Origin of the sequence: Streptomyces sp. NPDC050423 (genome assembly GCF_040655445.1) — a bacterium.
Classification (GTDB): Bacteria; Actinomycetota; Actinomycetes; order Streptomycetales; family Streptomycetaceae; genus Streptomyces.
The window spans coordinates 65,105-84,303 of record NZ_JBFAJY010000022.1 but is presented as its reverse complement, the minus strand read 5'-3'; the positions used below and the strand labels follow the sequence as shown (position 1 = coordinate 84,303).

Annotated in this window: 15 protein-coding genes; 4 read left to right on the top strand and 11 right to left on the bottom strand. The window is 71.6% G+C overall.

Going from position 1 to position 19,199, the window contains the following annotated elements; all coding sequences use genetic code 11:
* Nucleotide 1: 1 nt before the first annotated feature.
* From ftsW to rsmH, 8 genes are all read right to left on the bottom strand, one after another.
* Nucleotides 2-1,444, bottom strand: a complete 1,443-nt coding sequence (gene ftsW, locus AB0I52_RS18200) for a putative lipid II flippase FtsW (protein WP_363073686.1) — start codon at nt 1,442-1,444, stop codon at nt 2-4.
* 115 nt (nt 1,445-1,559) lie between these two features.
* On the bottom strand, nt 1,560-2,987 hold the full coding sequence (murD, locus tag AB0I52_RS18195) for a UDP-N-acetylmuramoyl-L-alanine--D-glutamate ligase (RefSeq protein ID WP_363073735.1): 1,428 nt from the start codon (nt 2,985-2,987) through the stop codon (nt 1,560-1,562).
* Nucleotides 2,984-4,054, bottom strand: coding sequence for a phospho-N-acetylmuramoyl-pentapeptide-transferase (mraY, locus tag AB0I52_RS18190; RefSeq protein WP_363073684.1), 1,071 nt, complete (start codon nt 4,052-4,054; stop codon nt 2,984-2,986). Before mraY ends, murD begins: the two co-directional genes overlap by 4 nt.
* Nucleotides 4,051-5,457 (bottom strand): UDP-N-acetylmuramoyl-tripeptide--D-alanyl-D-alanine ligase, encoded by a 1,407-nt coding sequence (murF, locus tag AB0I52_RS18185; protein WP_363073682.1) that lies wholly within the window; start codon nt 5,455-5,457, stop codon nt 4,051-4,053. The genes mraY and murF overlap by 4 nt, the downstream gene beginning before the upstream one ends.
* A 4-nt stretch (nt 5,458-5,461) precedes the next feature.
* Complete coding sequence (locus tag AB0I52_RS18180; RefSeq protein WP_363073733.1) at nt 5,462-7,033, bottom strand: UDP-N-acetylmuramoyl-L-alanyl-D-glutamate--2,6-diaminopimelate ligase; 1,572 nt, start codon at nt 7,031-7,033, stop codon at nt 5,462-5,464.
* 165 nt (nt 7,034-7,198) lie between these two features.
* A complete protein-coding gene (locus AB0I52_RS18175; RefSeq protein ID WP_363073680.1) occupies nt 7,199-9,184 on the bottom strand; it encodes a penicillin-binding protein 2 in 1,986 nt (661 codons plus the stop codon).
* Nucleotides 9,185-9,188: 4 nt separating this feature from the next.
* Entirely contained in the window at nt 9,189-9,767 is a 579-nt protein-coding gene (locus AB0I52_RS18170) for a hypothetical protein (RefSeq protein WP_363073678.1), read from the bottom strand.
* A gap of 49 nt (nt 9,768-9,816) precedes the next feature.
* Nucleotides 9,817-10,782 (bottom strand): 16S rRNA (cytosine(1402)-N(4))-methyltransferase RsmH, encoded by a 966-nt coding sequence (gene rsmH / locus AB0I52_RS18165; RefSeq protein ID WP_363073676.1) that lies wholly within the window; start codon nt 10,780-10,782, stop codon nt 9,817-9,819.
* Between the two features lie 402 nt (nt 10,783-11,184).
* Between rsmH and AB0I52_RS18160 the strand changes: the two genes are divergently transcribed.
* From AB0I52_RS18160 to AB0I52_RS18145, 4 genes are all read left to right on the top strand, one after another.
* Nucleotides 11,185-11,748, top strand: coding sequence for a carbonic anhydrase (locus AB0I52_RS18160; protein ID WP_363073674.1), 564 nt, complete (start codon nt 11,185-11,187; stop codon nt 11,746-11,748).
* Nucleotides 11,749-12,000: 252 nt separating this feature from the next.
* Nucleotides 12,001-13,050 carry a MoxR family ATPase gene (locus AB0I52_RS18155; RefSeq protein ID WP_363073672.1) on the top strand — a complete coding sequence of 350 codons (1,050 nt, stop codon included), beginning with the start codon at nt 12,001-12,003 and terminating at the stop codon, nt 13,048-13,050.
* Complete coding sequence (locus tag AB0I52_RS18150; protein ID WP_363073670.1) at nt 13,050-14,435, top strand: DUF58 domain-containing protein; 1,386 nt, start codon at nt 13,050-13,052, stop codon at nt 14,433-14,435. The genes AB0I52_RS18155 and AB0I52_RS18150 overlap by 1 nt, the downstream gene beginning before the upstream one ends.
* Nucleotides 14,436-14,445: 10 nt before the next feature.
* Nucleotides 14,446-16,854 carry a DUF3488 and transglutaminase-like domain-containing protein gene (locus tag AB0I52_RS18145; RefSeq protein ID WP_363073668.1) on the top strand — a complete coding sequence of 803 codons (2,409 nt, stop codon included), beginning with the start codon at nt 14,446-14,448 and terminating at the stop codon, nt 16,852-16,854.
* Between the two features lie 208 nt (nt 16,855-17,062).
* Here AB0I52_RS18145 and AB0I52_RS18140 read toward each other — a convergent pair whose 3' ends face one another.
* The 3 genes from AB0I52_RS18140 to AB0I52_RS18130 form a co-directional block, all read right to left on the bottom strand.
* Nucleotides 17,063-17,461, bottom strand: coding sequence for a DUF3040 domain-containing protein (locus AB0I52_RS18140; protein WP_024493487.1), 399 nt, complete (start codon nt 17,459-17,461; stop codon nt 17,063-17,065).
* A 284-nt stretch (nt 17,462-17,745) separates the two neighbouring features.
* The gene (locus AB0I52_RS18135; RefSeq protein WP_363073666.1) at nt 17,746-18,504 is read right to left on the bottom strand and encodes a methyltransferase; all 759 of its coding nucleotides are present in this window, start codon (nt 18,502-18,504) and stop codon (nt 17,746-17,748) included.
* A 103-nt stretch (nt 18,505-18,607) separates the two neighbouring features.
* Nucleotides 18,608-19,132: an SAV_6107 family HEPN domain-containing protein gene (locus AB0I52_RS18130; protein WP_363073664.1), complete on the bottom strand. Its 525-nt coding sequence runs from the start codon at nt 19,130-19,132 to the stop codon at nt 18,608-18,610.
* Nucleotides 19,133-19,199: the final 67 nt, after the last annotated feature.

Sequence of the window (19,199 nt, the reverse complement as noted above, 5' to 3'; positions counted from 1 at the left end):
TTCACCGCTCTCCGGACGGACGCTTCTTGATGCGCCGTCTCATCGTCTTCCATCTCACCCCGGGCCTCCGCATGGCCAGGGCCGCCTTCGCGGCGGGATCCGCTCGCGCGAACGCGATCAGCAGCCCGACAGCGAACATGGTCGGCAGCAGGGCCGACCCTCCGTAGGAGAACAGCGGGAGCGGGACACCGGCGATCGGAAGGAGACCGAGCACCGCACCGATGTTGATCACGGCCTGAGCCGTGATCCAGGTGGTCACACCTCCCGCGGCATACCTCACGAAGGGGTCCTCCGTGCGTCCGGCCACGCGGATACCCGCATAGCCTAGAGCCGCGAAGAGGGCGAGTACCGACAGCGTCCCCGCCAGCCCCAGTTCCTCCCCCGTGATGGCGAAGATGAAGTCGGTGTGCGGTTCAGGGAGTTGACCCCATTTTTCCACACTCGCACCGAGCCCGGATCCGAACCAGCCGCCGGATGCCAGAGCGTAGATACCGTGTACGGCCTGCCAGCACGAGCCGCCAGGTCCGGGTTCGCTGGCGCCCATGCAGTCGAGCCTGGCCATCCGGTTCGGACTGGTCTTGATCAGTACGAAGCCGATCAGGCCGGCGACGGCGAGTACTCCGGCGAACAGCCGGGTGGGAGCCCCGGCCAGCCAGAGCAGCCCGAACAGGATCGCCGTGAGAATGATCGCAGTGCCCATGTCACCGCCGAGCATGATCAGCCCGAGCACCATGAAGGCGACCGGGACGAGCGGCACGAGCATGTGCTTCCACTGGTTCAGCAGACGCTTGTCCTGTTTGCGGGCGAGCAGGTCGGCCCCCCACAGGACGAGGGCGAGCTTGCCGAACTCGCTGGGCTGGAGCTGGAAGGGGCCGCCCAGGTAGAGCCAGTTGCGGTTGCCGTTGACCGACATCCCTATCCCCGGCACCTGGACCAGCACCATCAGGAAGACGGCGCCCATCAGCAGCGGGTAGGACAGCGCGCGGTGCAGTTTCACCGGCATCCGGGCGGCGATCGCCATCAGTCCGGCCCCGATGACGGCGGCCAGGAACTGCTTGCGGAAGAAGTAGGTGCCCGGTTTGTCGAGTTCCAGCGCCTTGATCATCGAGGCGGAGTAGACCATGACGAGCCCGAGCACGGTGATGAGCAGCCCGGCACCCAGGATCAGGTAGTACGCGGTCAGTGGGCGGTCCCAGGCCCGGCGTGCCTGCTCGTAGAACCGCCGCACACCGCCGCCGCGCGGGGTGCGGGGGCCGCCCGTGCTCCTGGAGCGGGCCGCGGGGGGCCGCCGGGAGCCGGGAGCCGACCGGACGCGCAGGGCGAGTCCGTCCGGCAGGGGAACGCCCCCGGCCGCGAGGAGGGGCGGATGGAGCGCCCGGCTGATCGCCGTGGTCGCCTGTGAGCGCTCCCTGCCGCGTGCGGCAGAGCTCTCTTCGGCCGGCATGGTCCTGTCCCCTCCACTGCTCGTGCCCGGGGCTTCGGTGCCGAGGGCCCGCGCCCGCGGCACAGCCGTACGTACCCGGTTGCTCCGGGACGGTACGGCGCGGCGGCCGGGCCCGTCAGGCGCTCTCGGCGACGAGTGCGCGGACGGCGTCCGCGAAGGCCTCGCCCCGCTTGTTGTAATTGACGAACATGTCCATCGAGGCGCAGGCCGGGGCCATCAATACGGTGTCTCCCGGCCGGGCGAGCCGTGCCGCCTCGCGGACCGCCTCGGACATCGCCCCAGTGTCGGTCCGGTCGAGGTCGACCACCGGGACCTCGGGCGCGTGTCGCGCGAGGGCTTCGCGGATCAGGGCGCGGTCGGCGCCCATCAGTACGACGCCCCGCAGGCGCTTGGCGCACCCGGTCACCAGCTCGTCGAAGGTGGCGCCCTTGGCCAGGCCCCCGGCGATCCAGACGATCGGGTCGTAGGACGCGAGGGAGGCCTCGGCTGCGTGGGTGTTGGTGGCCTTGGAGTCGTCGATGTACGTGACCCCGCCGGCCTCCGCGACATGTTCGATGCGGTGCGGGTCCGGGCGGAAGGCCCGCAGCCCGTCGCGTACGGCGGCGGGTGCGACACCGTAGGCGCGGGCCAGCGCCGCGGCCGCCAGCGCGTTGGCGATGTTGTGCGGGGCGGGCGGGTTCACGTCCCCGACCTCGGCGAGTTCCTGGGCCTGCTTCTGCCGGTTCGTCACGAAGGCGCGGTCGACGAGGACGCCGTCGACGACCCCGAGCTGGGAGGGCCCGGGAGTGCCGAGGGTGAAGCCGATCGCCCGGCAGCCCTCCTCGACGTCCGCGCCGCGCACCAGTTCCTCGGTGACGGGGTCCGCGACGTTGTAGACGCAGGCGACGCCGTTGCCCTCGTAGATCCGGCCCTTGTCGGCGACGTACGCCTCCATGGAGCCGTGCCAGTCGAGGTGGTCGGGGGCCAGGTTGAGGACGGCCGCGGAGTGGGCGCGCAGCGAGGGCGACCAGTGCAGCTGGTAGCTGGAGAGCTCGACGGCCAGTACGTCGTACTCCTGCTCGCCGAGGACGGCGTCCAGGAGCGAGACGCCGATGTTGCCGACGGCCGCGGTACGCAGCCCGGCCGCCTCCAGGATCGAGGCGAGCATCCGTACGGTCGTGGTCTTGCCGTTGGTGCCGGTGACCGCGAGCCAGGGTGCCGGTTCCCGGCCGTCCCGGCCGCGCAGCCGCCAGGCGAGTTCGACGTCGCCCCAGACCGGGACGCCCGCCTCGGCGGCCGCGGCGAACAGCGGCTTGTCGGGCTTCCAGCCCGGGGTGGTGACGATGAGCTCGGTGGACTCGGGCAGGGTGGCCCCGTCGCCGAGGCGCACGGTGATGCCCTGCGCCTCCAGCTCCGCGGCCTGGGTGCGGGAGCGCTCGTCGTCCCCGTCGTTGACGACGGTGACGACGGCGCCGAGCCCGCGCAGCACCCGGGCCGCCGGGATCCCGGAGACCCCGAGTCCGGCGACCGTGACGTGCTTGCCCTGCCAGTCCACGTTGCTCACTTCTTGGCTGCCCATCCTGCGTAGAAGAGGCCGAGACCGACGATCACGCACATGCCCTGGATGATCCAGAAGCGGACCACGACAAGGACTTCGGACCACCCCTTGAGTTCGAAGTGGTGCTGGAGCGGTGCCATCCGGAAGACGCGCTTGCCGGTCATCTTGAACGAGCCGACCTGGATGACGACGGACATCGTGATCATCACGAAGAGACCGCCGAGCACCGCCATCAGGAACTCGGTGCGGGAGCAGATCGCCAGACCGGCGAGCGCGCCGCCGAGGGCGAGCGAACCGGTGTCACCCATGAAGATCTTGGCGGGCGAGGTGTTCCACCACAGGAAGCCGAAGCAGGAACCCATGAGTGCGGAGGCGACGACCGCGAGGTCGAGCGGGTCTCGTACCTCGAAACAGGCGCTCGGGTTGGTGAGGGTGGCCGCGTTGGCGCAGGACTCCTGGAACTGCCAGAGCCCGATGAAGGTGTACGCGCCGAAGACCATCACCGACGCGCCGGTGGCCAGGCCGTCCAGACCGTCCGTCAGGTTCACGCCGTTGGACATGGCGAGAATCATGAAAAGCGCCCAGAGCACGAAGAGCACCGGGCCGATCGACCAGCCGAAGTCCTCGACGAACGAGAGCTTGTCGGAGGCGGGGGTGTTGCCGCGGGCGTCGGCGAACTGGAGCGAGAGCACCGCGAAGGCGATGCCGACGATCAGCTGGCCGGCCATCTTGGCCTTGGCCCGAAGACCCAGCGAACGCTGCTTGACGATCTTGATGTAGTCGTCGAGGAAGCCGACGAGCCCCATGCCGGTCATCAGGAAGAGGACCAGCACACCGGAGAAACGCATGTCCTCGCCGGTGATCACCTTGGCCAGGACGTACGCGATGATCGTCGCCAGGATGAAGGCGATGCCGCCCATGGTGGGCGTGCCCTTCTTCGATCCGTGGCTGCGCGGGCCGTCGTCCCGGATGAACTGCCCGTATCCCTTGCGGGCCAGCAGCTTGATCAGCAGCGGGGTACCGACCAGGGTCAGGAAGAGCCCGATGGCCCCCGCGAAGAGGATCTGCCTCATCGGCCGGCGACCTCGCCCTCGGTCGCGTTCTCCAGCAGTGCCGTAACGACCTGCTCCAGGCCGACCGACCGGGACGCCTTCACCAGCACGACGTCTCCCGGGCGCAGTTCACTGCGCAACAGGTCGACGGCAGCCTGTGCGTCGGACACATGCACCGACTCCTCACCCCATGAACCCTCGTTGTATGCGCCCAGTTGCAGCCAGGAGGCTTCTCTGCCCCCGACCGCGACGAGCTTGCTGACGTTGAGCCGGACGGCGAGCCGTCCGACCGCGTCGTGCTCGGTGAGCGAGGCGTCGCCGAGCTCGGCCATCTGGCCGAGCACCGCCCACGTACGACGCCCCTTCCCCATGGCGGCCAGCGCGCGCAGCGCGGCTCTCATGGATTCGGGGTTGGCGTTGTAGGCGTCATTGACGAACGTCACGCCGTCCGGACGCTCGGTGACCTCCATGCGCCAGCGGGAGAGGGTGCCCGCCTCGGAGAGCGCCTCGGCGATCTCGTCTGCGGACAGGCCCAACTCATGGGCGACGGCGGCCGCGGCGAGCGCGTTCGACACGTGGTGCTCACCGTACAGGCGCATGGTCACATCGCTGCACCCGGTGGGTGTGTGGAGGCGGAACGCGGGGCGGCCGTCGTCGGTGAGCCGCACGTTCTCTCCCCGTACGTCCGCATCCGCGGCTTCGCCGAAGAGCAGGACGCGGGCCTTGGTGCGGGAGGTCATGGCGCGTACGAGCGGGTCGTCGGCGTTGAGGACGGCCAGGCCGTCCTCGGGCAGCGACTCGACCATCTCACCCTTGGCCTGGGCGATCTGCTCGCGGCCGCCGAACTCGCCGATGTGGGCGGTGCCGACGTTCAGGACGAGGCCGATCCGGGGCGGGACGAGGCCGGTGAGGTAACAGATGTCCCCGATGTAGCGGGCACCCATCTCCAGGACCAGGTGCCGGGTCTCCTCGGTGGCGCGCAGCGCGGTGAGCGGCAGCCCGATCTCGTTGTTGAGGTTGCCCAGCGGGTAGACGGTGGGGCCCTTGCGCTCCAGGAGCTGGGCGATCAGGTCCTTGGTGGAGGTCTTGCCGGCGGATCCGGTGAGGGCGACCACGGTGGTGCCGAGGCGCCCGGTGACGGCGCGGGCGAGCGCGCCGAGCGCCGCCACCACGTCGTCCACGACGATCGCGGGAACACCGACGGGGCGGGCGGCCAGGACGACTGCCGCGCCCGCCTCGACCGCGCGCTGCGCGTAGTCGTGGCCGTCGACCCGTTCACCGGCGAAGGCGACGAAGAGGCTTCCTTGCTTCACCGCCCGGGAGTCGATGACGACTGGCCCGCTGACGGTTGCTGCCGGATCCGGTATGTCGTACGACTGCCCGCCGACGATTTCGGCGATCTCGGCGAGGGAGAGGGCGATCACTTGGTCATCCCTGACTGTTGTTCTCGTGGGTGGAGGCACGGTGGACGGCGCTCTCGTGTCCCAGGGACCGCTCGATGGCCTCGCGCAGGACCACCCGGTCGTCGAAGGGGCGCACCACTCCGTGGATGTCCTGGCCCTGCTCGTGGCCCTTGCCTGCGACGATCACGGTGTCGCCGGGCCCGGCCCGGCCGACCGCGGCGGCGATGGCGGCGGCCCGGTCGGCGTCGACCAGGACGTCACCGCGTTCGTGCACGGGCACCTCGGCGGCGCCCGCGAGCATGGCGGCGAGGATGCCCAGGGGGTCCTCGGAGCGGGGGTTGTCGGAGGTCAGTACGGCGGTGTCGGAGAGCCGGGCCGCGGCTGCGCCCATCGGGCCGCGCTTGGTGGTGTCGCGGTCGCCGCCGCAGCCGAGGACGATGTGCAGCTTGCCCTCGGTGACCTTCTGGAGGGAGCGGAGCACCGATTCGACGGCGTCGGTCTTGTGCGCGTAGTCGACGAGTGCGAGATACGGCTGTCCGGCGTCGACCCGCTCCAGCCGGCCGGGCACCCCGGGCACGACGGCGACACCGTCGGCCGCGGTCTGCGGGTCGATGCCCGCGACCGCGAGGGTGACGATCGCGGCCAGGGTGTTGGCGACGTTGAACGGTCCGGGCAGCGGGGCCCTGGCCGTGGCCCGTTCGTCCTTGGGACCGACGACGGTGAAGGTGGAGCCGAGCTGGCCGACCTCGACGTCCTCGGCCCGCCAGTCGGCGTCCGGGTGGCCCTCGGCGGAGAAGGTGGTGACCGGGACGGAGGCCTCGGTGATCAGCCTGCGGCCGTACGCGTCGTCGAAGTTGACGACGCCCTGCCTGCTGCGCTGCGGGGTGAACAGCCGCGCCTTGGCCTGGAAGTAGTCCTCCATGCCGGAGTGGAACTCCATGTGCTCGGGGCTGAGGTTGTTGAAGACGGCGACGTCGAAGACGCAGCCGTCGACCCGGCCGAGCACCAGGGCGTGGCTGGAGACCTCCATGGTCACCGCGTCCGCGCCGCGTTCGCGCATGACGGCGAGCAGGGCCTGCAGATCGGTGGCCTCGGGGGTGGTCCGCTCGGACTTGATGCGCTCGTCGCCGATCCGCATCTCCACGGTGCCGATCAGACCGGTGCTGCGTCCGGCGCCGCGGAACCCGCCCTCGATGAGGTAGGCGGTGGTGGTCTTGCCGGAGGTTCCGGTGATGCCGATCTGGAGCAGGTCGGTGCCCGGGTGTCCGTAGATCTCGGCGGCGAGTTCCCCCATCCGGCCGCGCGGGTCCTCGGTGACGAGCACCGGGAGTCCGGTGGCGGCGGCGCGTTCGGCGCCCGCCGGGTCGGTGAGGATGGCGGCCGCGCCGAGGCCGGCCGCCTGGCCGGTGAAGTCGGCGCCGTGGAGGCGGGCACCCGGCAGGGCCGCGTACACGTCTCCGGGGCGTACGGCCCGTGAGTCATGGGTGATGCCGGTGACTTCGCCGGTGCCGGGCGGTTCGACTCCCAGCCTGGCTGCCAGCGTCACCATGGAGGTCGGCCGCAGCCGATCCGGGCGGGGCGCTCCCGGGTAGTTCACAGGGGCGTCCTTCTGGGTGGTTCGGGACTGTTCAGCGTGGGGCACGGCGGTGAGCGTACCGGGAGCACCCGGCCTCTCGCGAAGTGAGGGGCCGGGGTCGCGGTGGTTCCCGTTCCGGTTGCCGGGATCAGGGGTGATGGTTGTCACTGGGTGGTCTCCCCGAGTTCACTCGCCGGGTTTGAAGGACACCGGCAGCCTGGCCGGCTCGCTGCCGGACGGAGCGGTCTGAAGCGTCTTGAGTGCGAATTCCATGACCTGCTTGTAGATGGGCCCGCAGATCTGGCCGCCGAAATAGCCGCCCTTGGTGGGGTTCTGAATCGCACAGTAGACGGTGATCTGGGGGTCGTCGGCGGGGGCGAAGCCGGCGAAGGAGGCGGTGTAGCCGTGGTAGCCGCCGCGTACCGGATCGACCCGGTTGGCCGTACCGGTCTTGCCCGCGACCCGGTAGCCGGGGATCTTGGCCTGCGTCCCGGTGCCCTCCTGGTCGCCGACCACCGACTCCAGCATGCTCGCGAGGGTCCTGGCGGTCTTCTCGCTGACCACCCGGGACTGCTCGGGGGCGTCGGCGGCGGTGAAGCGGCCGTCGGCGCCCTTGGTGCCGCGGACGAGGGTCGGTGCGATCCGGACCCCGCCGTTGGCGATCGTGGAGTAGATCGAGGCGGCCTGTACGGCGTTGAGCGAGAGGCCCTGGCCGAACGGGATCGTGTACTGCTGCGAGGTCGACCAGTCCTGCGGCTTGGCGAGGATGCCGGGGGTCTCACCCGGGTATCCGAGTCCGGTCGGTGAGCCGATGCCGAATTTGCGCAGGTAGGAGTAGAGCGTCTTGTTGGCCTGGGCCTGGGTCTTGCCGAGCTGTCCGGCGGCCATGATGGTTCCGATGTTGCTGGACTTGGCCAGTACGCCGTTGAGCGTCAGGTACCAGGTGGGGTGGTCGATGTCGTCCTTGAAGCGCCGGTCGCCGCGGTGCAGCCGGTTCGGGACGGTGACGTGGGTGCCGGGGGTGGCGACCCCTTCCTCCAGCACCGCGGCCATGGACATGACCTTGCTGGTGGAGCCGGGCTCGTACACGTCCTGGAGCGCGGCGTTGCCCAGCGACGCCGCGTCGGCCTGCGAGAGGTCGTTGGGGTCGAAGCCGGGGGCGTTGGCCATGGCGAGCACCTCGCCCGTCCGGGTGTTCTGGACGACCACGTAGCCGCGGTCGGCCTTGGACTTCGTCACCTGTTCGGAGATGGCCTTCTGGGCCGCCCACTGGATGTCGCGGTCGATGGTCAGCTCGATGTCGGAGCCCGCGACGGCCGGGACCTCCTTGGTGCCCGCGGTGGGCACCCGGCGGCCGCCGGACTGGGCGTACTTGATCGTGCCGTCCTCGCCCGCCAGCTCCTTGTCGAGCTGCGATTCCAGGCCGCCCGCGCCCTTGCCCTCGGCGTTGACATAACCCAGTATCCCGGCGGCGAGCCCGCCGTTGGGATAGACCCGCTTGGTGGTCGCCTCCTGGAACACCCCGGCCAGCACATTGGCTCCGGGGCCGCCGGCCGCCTTGTCCTTCGCGGCCTTCTCGGCGAAGACCGACTTGAGGTCCTTGATCTGCTTCCAGACCTGCGGTGTCTGCCGGCGGGCCAGCACCGCGTACCGGCTCTTCGGCTTCGCCAGCTTCTTCGTCAGCTCGGCCGCGTCGGCGCCGAGGACGGGCGCGAGCAGGGCCGCCGCCTGCTGGGGGGCGTCCGGGGCGTTGCTGTCGGCCGGTGTGAACATCTTGGGGTCGGCGGTGATGTCGTACGCGTCGACGCTGGTGGCCAGCGCGATGCCGCTGCGGTCGGTGATCTCGCCGCGCTCGGCGGCGACGGTGTAGCTGAGGTAGCGGTTCTCGTCGGCCTTGGCCGCGTACGCGTTGGCGTCGACGGCCTGGACCTGGAGGAGCCGGACGACGAACGCGATCATGACGAGCGTCAGGGCGAGGCTGACCAGCCGCAGCCTGGGGCGCGGACTGCCGAGCCGCAGCGGACGGCCGGAGCGGCTGCGCGGCGCCGGCCCGCGCGCGGCGGACGAGGAGCGCCGCCGCGCATCGGGGCGGGGGCGGCCGGAGCGGGGCGCCGCCTTACGGGGGCGCGCCGGGCCGGGGACCCGGCGGCGCGGTGGTTCCTTGGAGGGCACTGCGTCACCTGCCGGGGCTCGTGGAGGTCTGGTCTGCCGGGGTACGGGCGGTCGCCGGTCCGCCCGGCCCGGCCGCGGACGTACCCGGTTGGGCGGCGGGGGCGCCGGTCGTGCTGCCCGAGGGGGTGGGGCCGGGCGGACCGGAGGACGTCGCCGGGCTCGTGGTGGGCTGCGGCGGCGCGGTGGTCTTCTGCGGCGGTTCGGGGGTCGGCTCGGCGGTGGCGGTCGATGGCACACCCCGGACCGTGCCGTCGGGGCCCAGGAAGACGGGGCTGCCGCCGGGGACCATGCCCAGTTCCCGGGCGCGCCGCGCCAGGGCGTCGGGCTCGGCGGAGCTGTCGACGTCACGCTGGAGCGCCTGCTGCTCATCGGTGAGGTCGGTGGTCCGCTTCTTCAGCTCGCTCAGCCGGAACGATCCTTCGTTGAGCGCGGAGTTCAGCAGCAGCAGGGTGATCAGACCGCCGCCCAGGAGCAGGACGACCAGCAGGACGAAGGGGGCACGGGCCGCGTTGCTCGGCCCGGCCGGCATCAGCCGGGTGAGCCGTGCGGCACGCCCTTTCAACTGCCCGGCCGCTTTGCTCACCGCACCGCCCCGTCCCTCGGCCGCGTCCGCACGCCGGGGCTCCGGGGGCTCATCGCTCCTCCGCCCGGATCCGCTGGGCGCCGCGCAGCCGGGCGGGGGCGGCGCGCCGGTTGTCGGCGACCTCCTCCTCGGTGGGCAGCTCCGCGCCCCGGGTCAGCAGCTTCAGCCGGGGCTGGTAGCGCTCGGGGACGACCGGCAGCCCGGCCGGAGCGGTGTTGGCGGCGCCCGCCGCGAACACCTGCTTGACCAGCCGGTCCTCCAGCGAGTGGTACGAGAGGACGGCGATGCGGCCGCCGACTGCGAGGCTCCGCACAGCGGCCGGGATCGCCCGCTCCAGCACGGTGAGCTCGCCGTTGACCTCGATGCGCAGCGCCTGGAAGGTGCGTTTGGCGGGGTTGCCGCCGGTGCGCTTGGCGGCCTGCGGCAGCGAGTCACGGATGAGCTCGACGAGCCTGGCGCTGTTGCTGAAGGGTTCCTTCTCGCGCTCGCGGACGACGGCGGAGACGATCCGCTTGGCCTGCTTCTCCTCGCCGTACGCCCGCAGGATCCGGACCAGTTCGCCGGGCGGGTAGGTGTTGAGCACCTCGGCCGCGCCGATGCCGGTCGTCTGGTCCATGCGCATGTCGAGCGGGGCGTCCTGGGCGTACGCGAATCCGCGGTCGGCCTCGTCCAGTTGCATGGAGGAGACGCCGAGGTCGAACAGGATCCCCTGGACCTTGGGGACGCCGAGCCGGTCGAGCACCTCGGGCAGTTCGTCGTAGACGGCGTGCACCAGTTCGGCGCGGTCGCCGTAGGGGGCGAGGCGCTCGCCCGAGAGGCGCAGCGCCTCCTTGTCCCGGTCCAGCGCGATCAGCCGGGCGGTGGGGAAGGCGGCGAGCAGTGCCTCGCTGTGTCCGCCGAGGCCCAGCGTGCAGTCGACGACCACGGGCGGCTGCGGTCCCGGTGCCTCGAGAGCCGGGGCCAACAGGTCCAGGCACCGCTGGAGCATCACCGGGACGTGTCGGGTCTGGCTCATGCGCCCTCTCAGGCTCAGGTCCCGGGTGGCTGTACGTACGGCCTGGTCCCCGCCCGCTCGCGAAGGGGAGGTCCGCCGGCGCCGGGGAAGGGGCGTCAGCCGACCGGCGAGCGGGAGAGGGCCGGGCCGTACGTACGCCGCGCACACGGGGAAACTTCGGAATGTGCAGGGTGTCGGTAACTTCCCGTCACTTTAGACCGACCGGCAGTCGGTCTTGTTCCACCCTGCCATTCGATCGATTCCCGATCAATCAGCCCGGCAGCGCGTCGGCCCTCCCTTTGTTCACCCGGCCGGACGACCGAGTGCGAGGCTTGTGGGTTACCTCACAACAAACGTCGTTGACGTTCTTTGTCCGCTTCCACGCCACGCCGGAGCGGCCGGCGCGGGCTAACGTCTTGTTCCATGTCGACTTCCGCGCACTCCCCTGCCGAGCCGTCCGCTCCCGTCGCCGGCCAGGCCCGCACCGGCGGCACGGTCACCGACCGCCTCGTCGAGGCGAACGTCCACTACGCCGCCGAGTTCAGCGATCCCGGCATGGACGCGAAGCCGGTGCTGCGCGTCGCCGTGGTCGCCTGCATGGATGCCCGCCTCGACCTGCACAAGGCGCTCGGTCTGGCACTCGGCGACTGCCACACCATCCGCAACGCGGGCGGCGTGGTCACCGACGACGTGATCCGCTCGCTGACCATCAGCCAGCGGGCCCTCGGCACCCGCAGCGTGATACTGATCCACCACACGAACTGCGGCATGGAGTCGATCACCGAGGAGTTCCGCCAGGAGCTCGAGGGCGAGGTCGGCCAGCGCCCCGTCTGGGCCGTGGAGGCCTACAGCGACGCGGACCAGGATGTACGGCAGTCGATGCAGCGGGTCCGCACGTCGCCGTTCCTGCTGCACAACGATGACGTGCGCGGTTTCGTCTTCGATGTGACCAGTGGTCTGCTGCGGGAGATCTTTCCGGCTTCCTGACCTCCGGAAAGACCCGGAAAGACTCAGTCGGGTATCGAAAAACCTACCCAACCCGACATATCGGCACCAGTTATCCACAGGCGAGTGACACGAAGCGGTAACGGCAACAAGAATGCGGAGGTGACACCCCGTCGGACGACGTCCGCCGCGGTGTCCGAATTTCGGGGTGGGCCGGGCCGCACGAGGGCACCGGCCCGTGACTGGGGAATCCCGTGCTCCTGGTGAGCGTGGGGCAGGGCCGAGGAGGGCCGGGTGACGACCTATGACGATCGAGCGAGCCTCACAGATCTGACCACCACAGCGGAGCGGGTGCGCAGGTCGGTGGAGAGTGTGATCGAGGGCAAGCCTGAGGTCGTACGGCTTTCGCTGACCGTGCTGCTCGCGGAGGGACACCTGCTGATCGAGGACGTCCCCGGCGTCGGCAAGACCATGCTGGCCAAGGCGCTGGCGCGGTCCATCGACTGCTCGGTGCGGCGTATCCAGTTCACACCGGACCTGCTGCCCTCGGACATCACCGGGGTGTCCATCTTCGATCAGCAGCGCCGCGAGTTCGAGTTCAAACCGGGCGCGATCTTCGCCCAGATCGTGATCGGCGACGAGATCAACCGAGCCTCGCCCAAGACGCAGTCCGCTCTGCTGGAGTCGATGGAGGAGCGCCAGGTCACGATCGACGGGCACACCTACGAACTGCCCGACCCCTTCATGGTCGTGGCCACCCAGAACCCGGTGGAGATGGAGGGCACGTACCCGCTGCCCGAGGCCCAGCGCGACCGGTTCATGGCGAGGGTGTCGATCGGCTACCCCAGCCCGGAGGCCGAGCTCCAGATGCTCGACGTGCACGGCGGCGTCTCGCCCCTGGACGACCTTCAGCCGGTGGCGCACGCACACGACATCGTGAAGCTGATCGACGCGGTGCGCACGGTCCACGTCGCCGACGCCGTCCGCCGGTACGCGGTACAGCTCGTCGGGGCCACCCGCAGCCATCCCGATCTCAGACTCGGCGCCTCGCCGCGCGCCACCCTGCATCTGCTGCGCGCGGCGAAGGCCTCCGCGGCGCTGGGCAGCCGGGACTACTGCCTGCCCGACGACGTGCAGGCGCTGGCCGTCGCGGTGCTCGCCCACCGGCTGCTGCCGACCGCGCAGGCCCAGCTGAACCGCCGCACCGCCGAGCAGGTCGTGCTGGAGATCCTCCAGCAGACACCGGTGCCGACCGCGGCGGCCGGTGCGGGCATCCCGGCGCCGCCGCATCAGCCGGACGCCGCGTACGGCAGCCGGCAGCAGCCCGGCGTACGGCGGCTCTGATGAGCGCCGGGGGGCCCACCGCGATGGACGGCAGCGACGACAAGGGCGGTCTGCGGGCCGCCCTGAGCGGGTTGACCACGCGCGGCCGGTCCTTCCTCGCGGCCGGTATCGCCGCCGCGACCTGCGCCTATGTGCTGGGCCAGGGGGACCTGCTGCGCGTCGGGCTGCTGCTCGCCGTGCTGCCGCTGGTCTGCGTGACGGTGCTCTTCCGGACGCGCTACCGGGTCGCGGGCACCCGGCGCCTCTCGCCGTCCCGGGTGCCGGCGGGCTCCGAGGCGCGGGTCCACTTGCGGATGGACAACATCTCGCGGCTGCCCACCGGTCTGCTGATGCTCCAGGACCGGGTGCCGTACGTGCTCGGTCCACGCCCCCGCTTCGTCCTGGACCGGGTGGAGGCAGGCGGCCGGCGCGAGGTGTCCTACCGGGTGCGGTCCGATCTGCGGGGGCGCTATCCGCTCGGGCCGCTTCAATTGCGGCTGAGCGATCCGTTCGGGATGTGCGAGCTGACCCGTTCGTTCAGCGCGTACGACACCCTCGTCGTCATCCCGCGGACCGAACCGCTGCCGCCGGTGCGGCTGGCGGGCGAGTCCTCCGGGTACGGCGAGGGACGGCAGCGGTCGCTGGCGCTGGCCGGCGAGGACGACGTGATCCCGCGCGGCTACCGGCACGGCGACGACCTGCGCCGCGTCCACTGGCGCTCCACCGCGCGCTACGGCGAGCTGATGGTGCGCCGCGAGGAGCAGCCGCAGCGGGCCAGATGCACGGTGCTGCTGGACACCCGGCAGGGCGCGTACCAGGGGACGGGGCCCGACTCGGCGTTCGAGTGGGCCGTGTCCGGGGCCGCCTCCGCGCTGATGCACATGCTGGAACGGGGCTTCGCGGTCCGGCTGCTGACGGACGAGGGCAGCCCGCTCCCGGGCGAGGGGCCGGGCGGTTTCGCCGGCTCCGGCCAGGACTCCGCGACCGCGGCCGGGCTGATGATGGACACCCTCGCCGTCGTCGACCACTCCGACGGGGGCGGTCTCTCCCGTGCGTACGACGTGCTGCGCGGCGGCAACGAGGGCCTGCTGATCGCTTTCCTCGGCGATCTGGACGAGGAGCAGGCGGCAGTGGCCGCCCGGATGCGGCAGCGCAGCGGTGGCGCCGTCGCGTTCGTGCTGGACAGCGCCGCCTGGGTGCACGGTGAGTCGCCCGCCACCGAGGCGGCCTCCGAGCAGCGGCTGCGACTGCTGCGCGAGTCGGGGTGGACGGCGGTCGCGGTGGGGCCGGGAACGGATCTCGCACCGCTGTGGCAGCAGGCGAGCCGGCTGGGTTCGCTGACGCAGTCCGCCGCCGTGGGCGGCGCGACGGGCGGTACGACAGGTTTCTCCAGTGGTTGGTCATGAGGGGACGGGCATGAGCGGTCGTGGTCGACTGGCGCTGTGCGCCTATGCGGCGACGCTGATGGCGGCGTGTTCGATGCTGCCGCTGGTCGACCCGGTCAGCTGGATGGGGCAGGCCGCGTTCCTGCTGGCCGTCCAGTGCGGGGTGGGTGCACTCGGCCGACAGGTGCCGCTGCCGCGGCTGCTGACCGTCGCCGCGCAGATGCTGGTCACGCTGATGCTGCTGACCGTGGCGTTCGCCAGGGAGCAGGCACCGGCGGGGTTCCTGCCGGGACCGCAGGCCGTGCGGCTGCTCGCGGATCTGCTGTCGGCGGGTGCCGATGACGTCGGCCGGTACGCGATTCCGGCACCGGCCACGGCGGGCATCCGGCTGATGCTGGTGGGCGGTGTGCTGCTGGTCGGCCTCGCGGTGGACGTGCTGGCGGTGACGTTCCGCAGTGCCGCCCCGGCCGGGCTGCCCCTGCTGGCCCTGTACTCCGTCGCGGCCGGGCTGTCGGACGGCGGTGCGGACTGGCTGTGGTTCCTCCTCGCCGCCTGCGGCTATCTGCTCCTGCTGCTGGCCGAGGGGCGCGAGCGGCTCTCCCAGTGGGGCCGGGTCTTCGCCGGCGCGACCAGGTCCAGGAGCGGCCCGGCCGGTGGCGACCTCTCGGGCGGCGGAGCACTCGCCCCGGTGCGCACGGGGCGCCGCATCGGCGCGCTGGCCCTGGGAGTCGCGCTGGTCGTACCCGCGGCGCTGCCCGCTCTCGACAGCGGTCTGCTGGCCGGCTCGGGGGCCGGCCATGGCAGAGGGGGCGGTGGCGGCACCATCTCCGCGGTGAACCCGCTGGTCTCCCTGCAGAACAACCTCAACCAGCCGGAGAACCGGCAGGTGATGTCGTACCGCACCAACTCGAACAGTCCGCAGGACTTCTATCTGCGGATCCTGGCGCTGGACCAGTTCAACGGAAACGAATGGCGGGCGTCGACCCGCCGGCTGAAGGACGTGCCGAAGCGGCTTCCGAGCCCGGGGGGTCTGTCCCCGGAGGTCGCGGTCACGGAGATCAGCTCGAACATCTCCGCGTCCCCCTCGTACCGGCAGACCTATCTGCCCCTCCCCTATCCGGCGACCGAGGTCAGGGTCGGCGGGCACTGGCGGTACGAGTCCGAGGGACGCACCCTCGTCGGTGACGACGGGGAAACGACCAAGGGTGCGCAGTACGAGGTCTCCAGCCTGCTCGTGCAGCCGACATCGAACCAGCTCGCCGACGCGAGACCGGCCCCGGCCGCCCTCCAGCGCGAGTACACGAAGGTGCCCGACTCGCTGCCGAAGGTGGTCAAGGAGACGGCCGACGAGGTGACGAGGGGTGCCCGCAACGCCTACGAGCAGGCGGTGAAGCTGCAGGACTACTTCGCCTCGGACGGCGGGTTCACCTACGACACCTCGGTGAACTCCGGCACCGGCAGCGCGGCGATCGGCCGCTTCCTCAAGGACAAGGAGGGCTTCTGCGTCCACTTCTCCTTCACGATGGCCGCGATGGCCCGGACGCTCGGCATTCCGGCCAGGGTCGCCATCGGCTTCACGCCCGGTACCGCGCAGTCGGACGGCGCGATGTCGGTAGGACTGCGCGATGCGCACGCCTGGCCGGAGCTGTATTTCGAGGGCATCGGCTGGACCCGCTTCGAGCCGACGCCGACGCGTGGCACCGCGCCTTCGTACACCCTGCCGGACGCTCCGTCCGGCGATCCGGCCGATCCGGCCCGCCCGGAGACGGGCGCGTCGGCCGCGGTGCCGGCCGCCCCGTCCGCCTCGGACAGCTGCCCGCCGCAGCTGCGCAAGCAGGGCGAGTGCGGCAGCACGGTGGCTTCCGGAGCGGTGGGGCCGACGGATTCGGGGACGTCGACGGGCACGGTGCTCGGCGTGGTCCTGCTGGCGCTGCTCGTACTGCTGCTGCCGTCGCTGCCGATGCTCTGGCGGATCCGGGCGCGGGCCCGCAGGCTGAGCTTCTCCGCCGGGCGTACGCCGGGCGACGCCGTCTCCAGAACACTGGCGGCCTGGCGGGAGATCACCGACACGGCGTGGGACCACGGCATCGTGCCGGACGAGTCCCTGACCCCGCGCAAGGCCGCGGCCCGGATCGTGCGGCTGGGGCAGCTCGGCACCGACGGGGCCGAGGCGGTGCACCGGGTGGCGGGCGCGGTGGAGCAGGTGCTCTACGCACCGGAGCCGCGCCCCGGGGCAGGGCTCTCGGAGGACGTGCAGGCGGTACGGGCCGCGCTGCGGGCCTCCGCCGGCCGGTCCGACCGGCTCCGCGCGGTCGTGGCACCGCGATCGGCCGTACGGGTGGTGTGGGCGGCCTCGGACCGCCGGGCAGCCCTGGCCTCCCGGCGGCGCATGCCCCGACGCCCCACGTGGCTGCGACGCCCGTCCCACCAGGAGGGCTGAACCGCGCGGGGCTGACCGCGGCATGCTGAACCGCCTCAACGTCCGGGCGGGCTCCCGAGCCCGCCCGGACGGCCGCGTCGGACGCCGTTCCCGGCCCGCGTGGCCGTTGGGGGCGCACGCCGTCCAGCCGGCGTCCGCGGCGCGGACACACGTGTGAGGGGCGGTCGCAGAAATGCGACCGCCCCTCACCCATAAGTGTTCGAAGCGCTTACTGGCCCTGCTCATCGCGGCGGCGCTGCCACCGCTGCTCGATCCGGTTCATCACGGTCCGGCGCTGTTTGGGCTGTCGTCGCTCGCCCCCGCCTCCGGTCCCGGCTGTCTGTTGCTCACCGGGCTTGGGCGCTTTGCGCCAACCCGTGACCGCGAGCACCGCGCAGCCCAGCATGACGAGGAACCCCACCACGCTGATCCAGATCTGCTGGGCGACCATTCCGGCCATGAGGAGCGCGATACCCACCAGGAAGCCAGCAACTGCCTGGTAGACCCGTCGCCGGGTGTACGTACGCAGCCCGCTTCCCTCGAGCGCTGTCGCGAACTTGGGATCTTCGGCGTACAGCGCTCGCTCCATTTGCTCGAGCATTCGCTGCTCGTGCTCCGAGAGCGGCACGGAGTCCTCCTCGTCGTCGGCCGCGGGGGGCGGCCGGTATGCGGCCCTTCCAGAATAGGCAGGGAATCGTCCCCGTGAAACCCGCCCTCATTGCCAATCAGCCAGTCCGGGCCGCCACGACGGCTCAGCTGCTGAGGCGTTGATTCCCCAACCTCCGATCCGTCATGCCGGATGGTGTCCCCCGATCATACGGGGCCCAGGCGCTGATCGGGGCTGCTGGGCCGTACTCCGTCTGCGGCTGCGTTGCTGATCAGCCGCGCTAGCGGCATGATCCGGCCGGTGCCTCAGGCGGGCTTGGTGCCCAGAACGTGCAGCTGGGTCGCCACCGAATGGAAAGCCGGCAGTTCGGCAGCAGCCGTCTCCAGCTTGAGGAGGGCTTCCATCGCGCCCGGCTCGGTGTCCACCAGGACGCCCGGTACGAGGTCCGCGAAGACGCGTACGCCGTGGACCGCGCCGACCTCGACACCGGCCGCCGAGACCAGCTCGGTGAGCTGCTCCGCCGTGTACCGCCGGGGCATCGGGTCGCCCTCGCCCCAGCGGCCCGCCGGGTCGCTGAGCGCCTGCCTGGCCTCGGTGAAGTGACCGGCGAGCGCGCGGGCCAGGACCGCGCCGCCCAGCCCGGCGGCGAGCAGGCTGAGGGCCCCTGCCGGGCGGAGCGCGTCGACCGCGTTCCGTACGCCCTCGGCGGGGTCGTCCACGTACTCCAGGACGCCGTGGCAGAGCGCCGCGTCGTAGCCACCGCGCTCGACCACGTCGAACAGACCCAGGATGTCGCCCTGGACACCGCGGACGCGGTCGGCGACCCCTGCCTCGGCGGCGCGGCGCTCCAGCGCGAAGAGCGCGTTGGGGCTGGGGTCGACGACGGTGACCCGATGACCGAGGCGGGCCACGGGTACGGCGAAGTTGCCCGTACCGCCGCCGGTGTCCAGTACGTCCAGGGCGTCCCTGCCGGTCGCCTCGACCTGACGGTCCAGGGCGTCCTTGAGGACCTCCCAGACCACGGCGGTACGAAGGGAGGCGCGGGGGCGCAGCTGGTCCGACACGGCAGTTGTCTCCTCGGCACGGTGCCGCCGCTGACGGCGGAGCGTGAACAGCGCAGGTGATAGGTCCCGTCCACCCTATTGCCTCGCGCCGCCCGCGCCGCCCTCACTCCTCGGGCCGCTCCCCGCGGGGCTGCGGAAGCACCGGCTGGAGGACGAGCAGCCGCTCCACCAGGCGCAGGAACATCGCCGCGTCCCGCAGCAGGTCGTCCGCGTCACGCCGGCCGGCCGCTCCGGGTATGCCCGCTTCCGCACGGGCCCGCCGCCGGGCGCCCGAGGCGAACAGCGCGCTCCACTCGGTCAGCTCGGGAGCGATTTCCGGGAGGACCTCCCAGGCGCTTCGGATCCGCTCCCGGCGCCGCCGCGAGGTCTCGGGGCGCCCCCGGACGGCGAGAACCGCGGCGGCGGCGCGCAGCGCGGCGAGGTGGGCGGTGGCATAGCGCTCGTTGGGCACGTCGAGAACAGCTGCCTCTTCGAGGCCGGCGCGGGCCTGGGCGAGGAGATCGAGAGCGGCGGGCGGCGCCGTGGCGCGCCGGAGAACGGGGTGGACGTCGTGCGCCGGACCGGTCGGTGAGGGGGCAGGGCCGTCTGCGCGGCGTCGCGGAGCGGCTGCTGCGGACGAGTGGGCCATGACAGAACCTCCTGTCTCGTAACGGCTTCGTGGCCGTCTGTATCCATCGTGACGGCCCCCACTGACA